Source organism: Burkholderia diffusa (assembly GCF_001718315.1).
In the GTDB taxonomy this organism is placed as follows: domain Bacteria; phylum Pseudomonadota; class Gammaproteobacteria; order Burkholderiales; family Burkholderiaceae; genus Burkholderia; species Burkholderia diffusa_B.
This window is the reverse complement of record NZ_CP013363.1, coordinates 105109-117203: the sequence shown is the minus strand read 5'-3', so window position 1 is coordinate 117203 and position 12095 is coordinate 105109. Positions and strand designations below refer to the sequence as shown.

Annotated in this window: 12 protein-coding genes; 7 read left to right on the top strand and 5 right to left on the bottom strand. The window is 66.9% G+C overall.

Going from position 1 to position 12095, the window contains the following annotated elements; genetic code table 11:
• Position 1 precedes the first annotated feature (1 nt).
• Positions 2-742, top strand: a complete 741-nt coding sequence (locus tag WI26_RS15935) for a GntR family transcriptional regulator (RefSeq protein ID WP_059509889.1) — start codon at positions 2-4, stop codon at positions 740-742.
• Positions 743-763: 21 nt separating this feature from the next.
• On the opposite strand, the gene WI26_RS15930 is transcribed toward WI26_RS15935, so the two are convergent.
• Complete coding sequence (locus tag WI26_RS15930) at positions 764-1588, bottom strand: phosphate/phosphite/phosphonate ABC transporter substrate-binding protein (RefSeq protein ID WP_069226492.1); 825 nt, start codon at positions 1586-1588, stop codon at positions 764-766.
• Positions 1589-1905: 317 nt separating this feature from the next.
• Here WI26_RS15930 and WI26_RS15925 point away from each other — a divergent pair, with 317 nt between their 5' ends.
• Positions 1906-2931 (top strand): fatty acid desaturase, encoded by a 1026-nt coding sequence (locus WI26_RS15925; protein ID WP_059464913.1) that lies wholly within the window; start codon positions 1906-1908, stop codon positions 2929-2931.
• 230 nt (positions 2932-3161) lie between these two features.
• Positions 3162-4364 carry a benzoate/H(+) symporter BenE family transporter gene (locus WI26_RS15920; protein ID WP_059464912.1) on the top strand — a complete coding sequence of 401 codons (1203 nt, stop codon included), beginning with the start codon at positions 3162-3164 and terminating at the stop codon, positions 4362-4364.
• A gap of 32 nt (positions 4365-4396) precedes the next feature.
• Here WI26_RS15920 and WI26_RS15915 read toward each other — a convergent pair whose 3' ends face one another.
• Positions 4397-5284, bottom strand: a complete 888-nt coding sequence (locus tag WI26_RS15915) for an NAD(P)H-binding protein (RefSeq protein WP_069226491.1) — start codon at positions 5282-5284, stop codon at positions 4397-4399.
• Between the two features lie 142 nt (positions 5285-5426).
• Positions 5427-6350, bottom strand: a complete 924-nt coding sequence (locus WI26_RS15910; protein ID WP_069226490.1) for an AraC family transcriptional regulator — start codon at positions 6348-6350, stop codon at positions 5427-5429.
• 191 nt (positions 6351-6541) lie between these two features.
• On the opposite strand from WI26_RS15910, the gene WI26_RS15905 reads away from it, so the two are divergent.
• Complete coding sequence (locus WI26_RS15905) at positions 6542-6739, top strand: hypothetical protein (protein WP_069226489.1); 198 nt, start codon at positions 6542-6544, stop codon at positions 6737-6739.
• Between the two features lie 51 nt (positions 6740-6790).
• On the opposite strand, the gene WI26_RS15900 is transcribed toward WI26_RS15905, so the two are convergent.
• Complete coding sequence (locus WI26_RS15900; RefSeq protein WP_059464909.1) at positions 6791-7744, bottom strand: LysR family transcriptional regulator; 954 nt, start codon at positions 7742-7744, stop codon at positions 6791-6793.
• 100 nt (positions 7745-7844) lie between these two features.
• Between WI26_RS15900 and WI26_RS15895 the strand changes: the two genes are divergently transcribed.
• The 3 genes from WI26_RS15895 to WI26_RS15885 all read left to right on the top strand — a co-directional run bounded on the left by WI26_RS15895 (position 7845) and on the right by WI26_RS15885 (position 11761).
• The gene (locus tag WI26_RS15895) at positions 7845-9203 is read left to right on the top strand and encodes an NAD(P)/FAD-dependent oxidoreductase (protein ID WP_059509881.1); all 1359 of its coding nucleotides are present in this window, start codon (positions 7845-7847) and stop codon (positions 9201-9203) included.
• A 327-nt stretch (positions 9204-9530) separates the two neighbouring features.
• Positions 9531-9965 (top strand): hypothetical protein, encoded by a 435-nt coding sequence (locus tag WI26_RS15890; protein ID WP_059447488.1) that lies wholly within the window; start codon positions 9531-9533, stop codon positions 9963-9965.
• Positions 9966-10150: 185 nt separating this feature from the next.
• A complete protein-coding gene (locus WI26_RS15885; RefSeq protein WP_069227741.1) occupies positions 10151-11761 on the top strand; it encodes a histidine-type phosphatase in 1611 nt (536 codons plus the stop codon).
• A gap of 7 nt (positions 11762-11768) precedes the next feature.
• On the opposite strand, the gene WI26_RS15880 is transcribed toward WI26_RS15885, so the two are convergent.
• A complete protein-coding gene (locus WI26_RS15880) occupies positions 11769-12020 on the bottom strand; it encodes an energy transducer TonB family protein (RefSeq protein WP_059593637.1) in 252 nt (83 codons plus the stop codon).
• Positions 12021-12095: the final 75 nt, after the last annotated feature.

Here is a 12095-nt window from a genome sequence, read left to right as displayed (position 1 = left end):
CATGAACACCATCCTGCCCGCCCATGCGCTCGACTCCCCGCCGCCGGCACTCGAACCGGCCGCCGACGACGCCGCCGAGCCGCATGCCCGCACACTCAGCGAACATGCGTACCACCAGCTCCGGCAACACATCATCGAAGGACATTACCCGCCTGGCACGAAGCTGCGCGTGGAGCATCTGAAGGACGTGTACGGCGTCGGCGCGGGCACGCTGCGCGAGGCGCTCACGCGGCTCGTCAGCGATGCGCTGGTCGTGGCCGAAGGGCAGCGCGGGTTTCGCGTGACGCCGATGTCGGTCGACGATCTCGAAGCGATCACGCGGCTGCGCATTCATATCGAGGTCGATGCGTTGCGCGATTCCGTGCGGCGCGGCGACGACGCATGGGCGCAGCGCGTGCGGCAGAGTTTCGACATGCTGTCGGCGTGGGAGCAGCCGGTGTCCATCGAAAACCGCGCCGCATGGGAAGCATGCAACCGGCGCTTTCACGAAGCGCTGATCTCGGCGGCCGCCACGCCGTGGACGTACCTGATCCTGCGCATGCTGTCGCAGCAAAGCGAGCGCTATCGGCGCGTGTGCATCGGGCTCGGCGATTCGAAGCGCGACGTGCATGCGGAACACACGTGCCTGTTCGAGGCCGCGATGCGCCGCGCCGATGCGCGCGCCGCACTCGCGCTCGAGGACCATATCGGCACGACGCTCGCCGTGGTACGCAACGCGCCGCCCGGCACCTTGCCGTTCTAGGCATCGCCGGGCAGGGTGCACTCACGCCAGCTCGGGATACCCGTGCGCGGCCGCGTCCCGCGCGAGATCGGCAATCGTGTCGTATGCACTCGGCGGGAGGCGCTCGAACCGGTTGAGCCGCAATGTGCTCGCCCGCTGCGCATCGGCCGTAACCGCGTGATCGAGCGCATCCTGCAGCGCCGCCACGAGCCGCGCTTCCAGCGTCTTCGATGCAATCAACGGCAAACCTGGCGCCGACGCCGTCATGCCGATGATCCGGATGTCCTTCAACAGCTCCGGCAGTGCATCACGCACGTACGCGAACGTCACGCAGTCGATCGCCGCGCAATCGGCAACGCCTGCGGCCAGCGCGCGCAACACGTTCAGATGCGAGCCGAACGACACGACCGAACCGAAGAAACGCCCGTCATGTGCGTGCGGCGCGACCGCATGCCGGAACGCGTTCATCCCGCTGTGTGAATCCGCGCCGTTGTATGCGGCCCGCAACCCGCGACAGGCCGCCAGCGTCGTCGCACCGCCCGAATGCACACGCGCCGACACCACCAGCACACTGCTGTAGCGCGCGCCGTCGCAGCCTGGCGCGTCGAATGCCGGTGTCGCGATCAGGTGCACGGCATCGCGCAATCCGAGCATCCGGTACGGATAACCGCATGTCTGCGACAACAGCAAGCCGTCGTGGCGCCACAGCCCGTGAAGATCCCCGAACGGCTCGTCGAGCAGCGCGACGCCGGCCGGCCCGCCGGCATGCGCGAACGCATCGAGCGCGTCACGCAGCAACGCGCGCCACAGGGTAGCGTGGCGCGGCGTCACGTTGTACATCGGCAGTCCGGCGATCCATGAGCTCATGCGCGCATTCTACGCATCGGCGGTGCATTGGCGAAAGCCCGTTCGCTCGCGTTTCGCGCGGATCCGGCACGCGGCGGGGCAGTCAATGCTTATCGGTCACGCAGCGATAAGCAAATGCGAATTGCTTGGTTGGCCTGACTACGCGATCCGGTTAGCGTTCCGATGTCGCGACACCGTCGCAAGTCGCTGTTCATCGTGGCGCACGGCGAGCCGTGACCCATGTCGGCCAACTGCATCGCGGCCCGCGCCGGCGCGATCGTCCGCTATCCGTTACGCGCGCAGCCCCCGTCTCACCCGCTTCATTCCGCCCCAGCACCATGGCCGAATACTTCGACGTCGACCACGCGCGCGCGATCGCCGCGCTCGATGCCCGCTTCACCGCACGCACCGAGTGGCCGACGTGGCTGCTGGTCGTCGCGATCTACGGCGGCTGGCTCGCCGTGCTGCTGCTCGTGCGCGCCGAGCGCGTGTCGCTCGCGGCCGCGACGCCGCCGCTGATCCTCCTCGGCGCGTGGCACATGTCGCTGCAGCATGAGCTTCTGCACGGCCATCCGACGCGTTCCGCGTTCGTGAATCGATTGCTCGGCTATCCGCCGTTGACGATCTGGTATCCGTACACGCTTTATCGCGACACGCACCTCGACCATCACCGCGACGAGGACCTGACCGTGCCGGGCGTCGACCCGGAAACGAACTACGTGTCGCGCGCACAGTGGGCGCGGCTGCCGCGCTGGCGTCGCGCACTGACCGTTGCGCGCACCACTTTCGTCGGACGTCTCGTGTTCGGGCCGCCGACGAGCGTCGCCGCGATGTTCGCCGACGCATTCGCCGCGTTCCGGCGCGCCGACTTCCGCTATCTGCGGATGTGGGTGACGCACGGCGTGTGCGTGGGCGCGCTACTCGCATGGCTGCAATGGGCGATCGGCGTGCCGTGGTGGTACTACCTGCTGGCGGTCACGTGGCCCGCGCTATCGCTCGCAATGATCCGCTCACTGTTCGAGCACCGCGCCGCACGGCATCCGAAAGCGCGCATCGCGATCAACGAGGCCGGCTTCGCGATGCGGCTGCTGTACCTGAACAACAACTATCACCTCGTGCATCACGACCTGCCGAGGCTGCCGTGGTACGACCTGCCGCGCGCGTACCGGATGCGGCGTGACGCATATGCGGACAAATGCGGCGGCTTCGTGATCCGCGGCGGGTATCGCGAACTGCTGGCGCGCCACGCATGGACGCCGACCGACACGCCCGTACATCCGTTCGATCGCGGCACGGCGTCGCTGTCGACGGGCAGTGGTGCGAAGATCGCCGCGGTCGACGGATATCTTCAGATCAGTACGTAACGCCCGAGCGAGCCGTGCTTCGCCTCGAAGCCGCTCCATGCAGCGACGCGCGCGCAAGGCCGCACGGCGGCGCCGACGCACATTCCTTACAAAAAACCAACAACGCCGATCTCCATCGGCAAATTGCCAATTTCGGCGGCAATGCCCAGAATGACGGATCGTCCGGGGCCTCCAACAATCATCCGCCCCGGCTCAGTCTACCGGCCGCGCGCCGCACTTCCCCTACGACGATGCAACCGAACACCTCGCCCGGCGCGATCCGCTCGATCGGCAATGACTGGTCCGTCTCCGCGATCACCGCGGGTTTTCTCGCGGTGCTGATTTCCTATGCGGGCCCGCTCGCGATTTTCTTCCAGGCATCGCAGGCCGCGCATGTATCCAACGAGATGGTGGCGTCCTGGGTCTGGGCGATCTCGATCGGTGCGGGCGTGTCGGGGCTGTTCGCGAGCTGGAAACTGAAGGTGCCGATCGTGACCGCATGGTCGGCGCCCGGCACCGCGCTCCTCGTCGGCCTCTTTCCGCAACTGACGCTGAACCAGGCCGTCGGCGCGTACATCACGGCCGCGCTGATCATCCTCGTGATCGGCATCACCGGCTATTTCGACCGGCTCGTGCGCCACATTCCGCGCGGCATCGCGTGCGGGATGATGGCCGGCATCCTGCTGCCGTTCGGCATGCGTGCGTTCTCCGCCGCGACCGCGCAGCCAGTGCTCGGGTTCGGGATGATCGCCGCGTACGTAATCTTCAAGCGCGTGCTGCCGCGCTACAGCATCGTGCTCGTGCTGCTCACGGGCGCCGCGCTCGCGACGCTGCTCGGAATGGCGCATCTCGGCAACGTGTCGCCGAGCATCGCGCGGCCGATCTTCATCGCCCCGGAATGGACGCTCGGCACCACGCTCAGCCTCGCCCTGCCGCTCGTCGTCGTGAGTCTCACCGGCCAGTTCCTGCCAGGCATGACGATTCTGCGCGTATCGGGCTATCACACACCGGCGCGGCCGATCATCACCGCGACCAGCGTGATGTCGCTCGCCGTCGCGTGCTTCGGCGGGATCACGATCGTCGTCGCGGCGATCACCGCGGCGCTGTGCACCGGCAAGGATTCGCACGAGGATCCGGACCGGCGCTACATCGCGGGCATCGCGAACGGCGTCATCTACCTGATCGGCGGACTCTTCGCGGGAACGATCGTCACGCTGTTCTTTGCACTGCCGAAAGCGTTCGTCGCGATTCTCGCCGGGCTCGCGCTGATCGGTGCGATTGGCGCGAACGTGCACGGGATCTTCGAGGACGAGGACCATCGCGAAGCGTCGGTGATCACGTTCCTTGCAACCGCGTCGGGAATGACGTGGCTCGGGCTCGGGTCCGCGTTCTGGGGAATCGTGATCGGGTCGGTCGCGTATGCGGTGTTGAGCAGGGTGCGGCGGCCGGCATAGCACGCATCGCGCGCTTCGCGCCGTCGCGCCGCTCACCGCGCGTGCCCGCGCACCAGCGCAGCGAGCGCCTCTTCCGGTGTCGTCGTGCCATGCACCCGCTCCGACACGCCGGCCTCGACGTCGATCCGCCCCGCGTTGTGCACGTCGTACAGATCGACGATCAGTTGCGCATGACGCTCGCTGAGCCCCGCGCGCAGCAGCGTCGCGGTCCACGCGTCGCGCGGCAGTTCGCGCGCGACGATCTCGTGGTCCGCGGCCGCGCCGAGCGTCTGCGCGATATCCCGCACGCTCACGCGCCGCGGCCCCTCGATGCTGACGATGCGCGGCCCGTTGCCGAATTCGGCGGGTTCAAGCAGCAGCCGCGCCGCCGCGACACCCACGTCGGGTGCCCACACCGTCGGAAACACCTTGTCGACCGGATGATGAAAACTCGGCAGCACACCGGTTGCAAGCGCCACCGGCAGCACGCGCGTCCAGTTCTGCAGGTGTTCGGCCGAGCGCAGCAGCGTGAGCGTGGTCGGAACCGTCTTCAACTTTTCTTCCAGACGATGAAAGAGCCGCGTGATGCCCGTGTTGCCGTCGAGCTCGGCGCCGTAGTCCGATAACGCAAGCAGTGCCGGCGGCGGATTCGCGACGAGTGCGCCGGTCACGATGTCGAGCGTGCGCGCCATCGTCGCGGCCGGGTCGCTGTCGGCGACGGGCACCGGACACAGCATCTGCACGGCTTGCGCACCGTCGATAGCCGCTGCGATCGCACTTGCGTCCGTCAAGTCGGCGATCGCCACTTCGCAGCCAAGTTGCACGAAACGTTCGCGATGGCGCGTGTCGCGCAGCACCGCGCGCACGGGATGGCCTGCGTGGCGCAGGGTCGTCACGGTCGACGAGCCGACGTTGCCTGATGCTCCGAAAATCACGAACACGATCCGCTCCTGGACGATGAAGGTGCGGCGATTGTCGGCGAGCGCGAACGGGAAGGCGCGCAGGAGTGGATGATGTGAACAGGAAAGGATGACCGGATGCGGGGCCGCGCACGGATCGCGCGGCCCACCGGTTCGTCAGCGGCTATCGGCCCGACGACGCCGTATCGTCTTCGCCGTCGTAAGCGAGCCGCAGCCCGCCCCGCGCCCCGGACCGCGCGACCTCCGTCGGCGTCGCGCCCAGCACGCGATTCATCCAGTTCGCCATATGGCTCTGATGCGCAAATCCGGCTTCGAGCGCGATCTGGGTGATGCTCAGCCGCCCTTCTAGCAGCAACGCCTTCGCGCGCTCGACCCGGCGCCGCACCACGTACTGATGCACCGGCATCCCGAGCGTCTCGCGAAACAGCACCTTGAAATGCGGCACGCTGATCGACACGAGCGCCGCGAGCTCGGCAAGCGTCATGCGGCGTTCGAGATTGGCCTCGACGTAGTCGATCACGCGCGCCGCCGCCTTCGGCGCGAGCGTACGCCGGCGCTCGCGGAACATGGGCTGGCCGTCGACCAGTCGCGCGACGAGCGCCGTGCACAGGCTCTCCGCATAGAGCGGGTCCGATGCGTCTTCCGCTTCGAGTTCGGCGGCCATCGCCCATGCGATGTGCTGCAGGCGCGGATCGCGCACCTGCAGCCGCCGACGGATCTGCGCCTGCGACGGCTTCAGCTCGAGTTGCTCGAACGTGCGCCGCACGAACGCATCGCTGAGCATGACGTGCAGGATCCGGCAGTCGGCACTGTCGGTCCATTGGCCCGGAAGGCCGGCTGGAATCACGTCGATGTCGCCGTGCGCCTGGATGCGCGACACGCGTTCACCGTCGCACACGCAATCGGCGCGCACGGGCGAGCCGATATGCACGCCGATACGGTGATGATCCGTGGCCGGAATCCGGTATGTACCCGCGCGAATCTCCAGCAGCGCCGCGCCGAAGCCGCGCCAGCCGAGCCCGCGGCTGGAACGCAGGCTGACCGGCACGCCGTTGTCGGTCGGCGCGGCGGGAATCGGATCGCTCATGCTTCTTCTCCACCAGATCGTGGGTCGAACGCGCATTGTGACGCTTTTTCCGGCCGCTTGCCGGGCGCGCACTGCCATTCCCCGCCGGGCAGAAAAAGATCATCCATTCCTGCTCCGCTCCATCCTTGCTTGCGCGCCGACGGCCGCAGTCGCGCTTACGATGGCCTCATCCGACACCTACGGAGACCGTCATGCCCCATTGCTGCCCACAACGCGCGGCGTTCATCCCCGCTTCGCCGTCCCGCGCCGCCCGCCGGCCTGCCGGCCCCCTTTTCCGCAACGGCCGGACCACCTTCGCCGCGCGATGCCTGCGCATGATCGGCTGGTACCGGCTCGAACGGTTGCTCGCGTCGATTCCCGACAGCAACGACGACTTCGGGATCGTCTGACCGGCGGAACGCACCGCTCGCACACGCCGACCGCGTCCTACGGGTGTGCGCCTACTTGCGCCGTCGCTCGTGCGGCGCCACCGTCGCGCCGTCGATCACCGGCGCGCCCTGCTTGATCAGGAAGTCTCGAAACAACCCCGTGACCTGCGAGATCCGCCGGTCGGCGAGCGTGATCACGTACCACTCGCGCACGATCGGATTGCCCGGAAACGGCAGTTGCCCGAGCAGCCCCGTGCGCAACTCGAGCGCACACGCGTGTAACGACAGGAACGCGACGCCGAGCCCCGCTTCGGCCATCTGCTTGATCGCCTCGTTGCTCGACAGTTCGGAGCCCACATGGAAACGGTAGCCGGATGTCTTGAACAGGCTCTCGACGGTCGAGCGCGTGCCCGCGCCGCGTTCGCGCACGAGCAGGTGCGCGGATTCGAGATCCTTGAGCGCGACGCGCTTGCGCTGCATCAGCGGATGGCCTGGCGCCGCGACAAACACCATCGGATGCTTCGCGAACTCCACCGCATGCGTGCGCAGCTCCTTCGGCGCGCTGCCCATCACCGCGAGATCGATTTCATGCGTTGCGAGCATGCGGATGATGTCGTCACGATTGCCGACCTTGAAATAGGTCTTCACGTGCGGTCGCGTCGCGGTGAATTTCACCAGCAGCGGCGGAATCAGATACTCGGCCGTCGTGATCGCGCCGATCCGCAGCGTGCCGCCGAGGTCGCCAGTCAGCGCGGCCACTTCGTCGCCGGCCTCGCTCCACAAATGCAGGATCTCGCGCGCATAGCGCGCCACGATTTCACCGGCGGCGGTCAGCTGCACGCCGCGCCCCACCCGCTGCAGCAGCGCGGCGCCCACCGCTTCCTCGAGCAGGCGAACCTGTAGCGACACGGCCGGCTGCGTGAGGTTCAGCTCCTCGGCCGCGCGTGACACGCTGCCCAGCCGCGCAATCATGTCCAGCGCCTTCAGTTGCCGGAACGTCGCGGTCTTTCCTATAAGTGAATACATATGAGTCGCTTATAAACATTAAATTGTTCGCGTAGGTTCAAAACTATATCGTCGGTTCTTGAGCAATGTCATCCGAATCGTCATCAGCGGGAGCCACAACATGGACCACATCACGCCTACCCTTGCAACGGACCGCGCACCGCGCGTGCCGCGCATCGTGATCGTCGGCGGCGGCGCCGGCGGCCTGCAGCTCGCCACGCGCCTCGGCGACACGGTCGGCCGCCGCGGCCAAGCCGACGTCGTGCTCGTCGACCGCTACCCGACGCACTTCTGGAAGCCGCTGCTGCACGAAGCCGCATCCGGCCATCGCGATCCGGCCTCGCACACGATCGAATACGCGGCGCAGGCGAAGCGCCACGGCTTCCGCTTCGTGCAGGGCGCGCTGCAGCGGGTCGATCGCGCGGCACGCACGGCGACGATCGCGCCGGTGCAGGACGCGGACGGCACGGAGATCCTGCCGCAGCGCGAGCTCGGCTACGACGATCTCGTGCTGGCCGTCGGCAGCGTGACGAACTTCTTCAACGTGCCGGGCGCCGCACGGCACGCGCTGCCGCTCGAAAATCTCGATCAGGCCGAGGATTTCCGCCGCAAGTTCCTGGCCGCCTGCACGAAGGCCAACCACCTGGCCGAGCAGCAGCCGGCGCGCCGCGCGGCACCGATCTGCATCAACGTGATCGGCGCGGGCGCGACGGGTGTCGAGCTGGCCGCGGCGCTGCGCCATGCGATCCAGCAACTGACGACCTATCGCTTCAAGGCGCTGGTGTCCGCGCGCGACGTGCACATCCGGCTGATCGAAGGCGGCCCGCGCATCCTGCCGGCGCTCGACGAAAGGCTGTCGGCCAGGATGCACGCGCAACTGCGCACGCTGAACGTCGACGTGCTGACGGATACGCGCGTCGCGGAAGTGGGCGCGGACGCGGTCACGACCGCAACCGGCGAGCGGCTCGCGAGCGACATCACGATCTGGGCGGCCGGCGTCGCGGGCCCCGCGATCCTGCGCGAGCTCGGTGACATCGCGCTCAATCGGTCGAATCAGGTGCTCGTGACCGATACGCTGCAGACGCCCGACGATCCGCACGTGTATGCGTTCGGCGACTGTGCCGCATGCCCGTCGGCCGATGCGAGCGGTTTCCTGCCGCCGCGCGCACAGGTCGCGCACCAGCAGGCCGTGTATCTCGGCGATGCGCTCGCGCGGCGTCTCGCCGGCAAGCCGGTGCCTGGCTTCACGTTCCGCGACGCGGGGACCGTCGTGTCGCTCGGCCGGGCGGGCGCCGTGTACCAGACCGACCTCGGCGTGCGTTCGCGCTCGCTGATCGTCGACGGGCTCGCCGCGATCGGGCTGTACAAGTTCCTGTACCGCAAGCATCTGTTCAGCGTGTACGGACTGAAGCGCGCGCTGTTCCAGTCGCTGAGCCACTGGCTGCAAAGCCGCAACCAGCCGTCGATCAAGCTGCATTGATCGCCGAGTGCTACGCGGCGTCGCAAGCGACGGCGTATCGGGCCCATCTCGCCCGATACGCCGTTTTTCTCATCTGCACACATCCGGTGCATTCAAATCGTGCGCGCGTTTGGTGCATCACATCGAAGCGTGTCGATACGATGCAAATCATCCGGAAAATGCGGTCTCACGTGCATCCCGCGCCAGCATTGGCTCGCCGCCCCATTCATTAGTCGAATCGTATGAGTCGAATATAAATATTAATTGGTCGCATATTGCCGAACGACGCTAAGGTGGGCGGCATTCCCGTCCGCGAACGGATCGTCACGTCTCAGGAAAGGAATCACCGTGGTCATCGAAGCCATCGTCACCCGTCTCGACGCCGCATTCGCGCAGATCGAAGCGACACCGGATTCGCACGAATCGCGCAACCAGCGCGATGCAATCATCCAGTGGCTCGACAGCGCGTCGGAGCAAGGATATCGACTCGGTCTCGTCACGACGCTGCCTGCCGCCCGGCTCAGCGACATGTTCGAAGGCCAGTTCGGCCGCGCGAACCTCGACCGCTTCTCGGTCGTCGTGACCGACGCGCATCAGCAGGACTCCGTAGGAAATCAGCATCCGTTCGACGTCGCACTGCAAGCGCTGGGCGTGCCGCCCGAGCGCGCGGTGGCCGTCGCCAGCAGCGAACCGGAGCGCCGCGAAGCCGAGACGTTCGGTTTGTCGCGTTGCGTGCGCATCACCGACACGATGCGTTCGATTGCATCGGCAGGCCTGCATTGACCTGAGCACCTGCATACGGGCCGGCTCGCGCCGGCCGGTCGCGATCCGGCGTCATGCCGACGATTGCCCGACCGAACCCTGACATTCTGCTGTCAAAGTCGCTTGCAACACTTCCGGATTCGACCGATTCCGCCCGGAAGGGGAACGACGCGCTTGCCGCGTCGTTCCATCCGTTTCAAGCCACGATGACACGCCCTACCCGTACCGCTACCGCCGTCGCCTTCGCCTGCCTGCTGCTCGCCGCATGCGGCGGAGAAGAAACGTCGACTGCGCCTGCCGCGTCGGCAGACAACGGCAGCACGCAACCGGCACCCGCGCCGGCACCGACGCCCGCGACGTATTACCAGACGAAGACGCCCTATCGTCCGCAGCAGGACGCGGCGACCTACGAAGCGCCGCCCGCCGGCTATACGCCGGTGTATACGGAGCTCGTCGCGCGGCACGGCTCGCGCGGACTGTCCGGCTTCAAATACGACGGCGCGATTTACGCGATGCTGCTCAAGGCCGAGGCCGACGGCGCACTGACCGCGCTCGGCGCGCAGCTGAAGGCCGACACATACTCGATGATGAAGGCCAACGCGCTGCTCGGCTACGGCGTGCAGGGGATTTCGACGCCCGGCTACGGCAATCTCACGCAAACCGGCATCCGCGAACACCAGCAGCTCGCCGCGCGGCTCGCGCAGCGGCTGCCGGCGCTGTTCGCGTCGGGTGGCCGGCAGATCGTCGTCGTCAACTCGGGGCAGGACCGCGCGGTCGACAGTTCGACCTACTTCTCGGCCGCGCTCGTCGCCGCGCAGCCGGCACTCGCCGCCGCGATCACGTTGCCGGCCGCGCCGTCCGGCTATCCGGCGAGCGCGCCGGTCGCGCAGCCCGCCGGCACCAACCGGTTCCTGCTGTATTTCCATGCGCTGAAGCCGGCCACCGATCTCGTGACCGATACGTCCGATCCGTATTACGCGACCTACCAGGCCAGTCAAACCTACCAGGCCTATTCGAGCGATGCGTCCGTCGCGGACAAGCTGAAGACGATCAAGGCCGCGCCGCAAGTCGCGGAAGTCGCGCAAACAGTGCTGGCCGCGCTGGTGTCGCAAGCCTTCATCGCGAAGCTCGGCACGGACGGCTATACGTTCGCGAACACGGGAACCTACGCGTTCACGTCGCCGGACGGCAAGTTCACCAACACGCTGAAGGGCGACGGCAAGACGAAGATCGCATCGGCCGTCGATGCGGTAAACGTGCTGTACAACCTGCTGCAGGTCGCGCCCGCGATGACGGCCGAAACGGGCGGCGTCACGATGGAGAAATACATCGGCGCGGAGCAGGCGCAAACGCTCGCCTATCTGCAGGACGCGGAGGACTATTACCAGAAAGGGCCCGGTATCCATGAGGCCAATCCGGTCACGTACCGAATGGCGAAGGTGCTGCAGGACGACTTCTTCAGCGAGGTCGACGCGATCGCGCGCGGCGACCTCACGCGTGCCGCAAAGCTGCGCTTCACGCATGCGGAAATCGTGATTCCGTTCGCGTCGATCATGAACCTGAAGAACGTGTTCGTGCCGACGCCGCAGGCGCAGACCTACACGTATGCGAACAATCCGTGGCGCGGCGATCAGGTGTCGCCGATGGCCGCGAACATGCAATGGGACGTGTATCGGAACGGCTCGCGGATCATCGTGAAGATGCTGTACAACGAGCGCGAGACGGATTTCCAGGCGGCGTGCGACGGCGCGAAGATCGCCGCGGGGAGCCACTTCTACGATTACACGGGATTGAAGCGCTGCTACGGGTATTCGTGACGCACTGTCAGTCCACCGGGTAATCGAGATCGTGCCAGCGCTTCGCCGATTTCCCGCCGGAGCCGAGGTGGCCGCCGGGGAAGCGCATCACCGCAATTGCGTGAAGCGCCTTCTCGTCGAGCGCGACGTCGCCGCAACTGCGCCTGACCTTGAGATCGCGGACTCGCCCGTGCTCGTCGAGCCATACACGCACGATCACGCGCCTTCTCGACGTGGCGTTCCGCACGCCGCGTGACAGCAGGCGGTCCATCAGCGACATGATGGTTCTCCGTGATGGTTGAACGCTTCGGTTATTGCGGCGCGCATCGACGAATCGATGCGTGCCGGCCTGCGT

What these genes read in the sequence shown, in the direction of transcription:
- WI26_RS15930 (WP_069226492.1), bottom strand. Translation starts at nt 1,588, where the DNA reads ATGAGCTCATGGATCGCCGGACTGCCGATGTACAACGTGACGCCGCGC.
- WI26_RS15905 (WP_069226489.1), top strand. Translation starts at nt 6,542, where the DNA reads ATGCCCCATTGCTGCCCACAACGCGCGGCGTTCATCCCCGCTTCGCCG.
- WI26_RS15935 (WP_059509889.1), top strand. Translation starts at nt 2, where the DNA reads ATGAACACCATCCTGCCCGCCCATGCGCTCGACTCCCCGCCGCCGGCA.
- WI26_RS15900 (WP_059464909.1), bottom strand. Translation starts at nt 7,744, where the DNA reads ATGTATTCACTTATAGGAAAGACCGCGACGTTCCGGCAACTGAAGGCG.
- WI26_RS15925 (WP_059464913.1), top strand. Translation starts at nt 1,906, where the DNA reads ATGGCCGAATACTTCGACGTCGACCACGCGCGCGCGATCGCCGCGCTC.
- WI26_RS15895 (WP_059509881.1), top strand. Translation starts at nt 7,845, where the DNA reads ATGGACCACATCACGCCTACCCTTGCAACGGACCGCGCACCGCGCGTG.
- WI26_RS15910 (WP_069226490.1), bottom strand. Translation starts at nt 6,350, where the DNA reads ATGAGCGATCCGATTCCCGCCGCGCCGACCGACAACGGCGTGCCGGTC.
- WI26_RS15880 (WP_059593637.1), bottom strand. Translation starts at nt 12,020, where the DNA reads ATGTCGCTGATGGACCGCCTGCTGTCACGCGGCGTGCGGAACGCCACG.
- WI26_RS15920 (WP_059464912.1), top strand. Translation starts at nt 3,162, where the DNA reads ATGCAACCGAACACCTCGCCCGGCGCGATCCGCTCGATCGGCAATGAC.
- WI26_RS15885 (WP_069227741.1), top strand. Translation starts at nt 10,151, where the DNA reads ATGACACGCCCTACCCGTACCGCTACCGCCGTCGCCTTCGCCTGCCTG.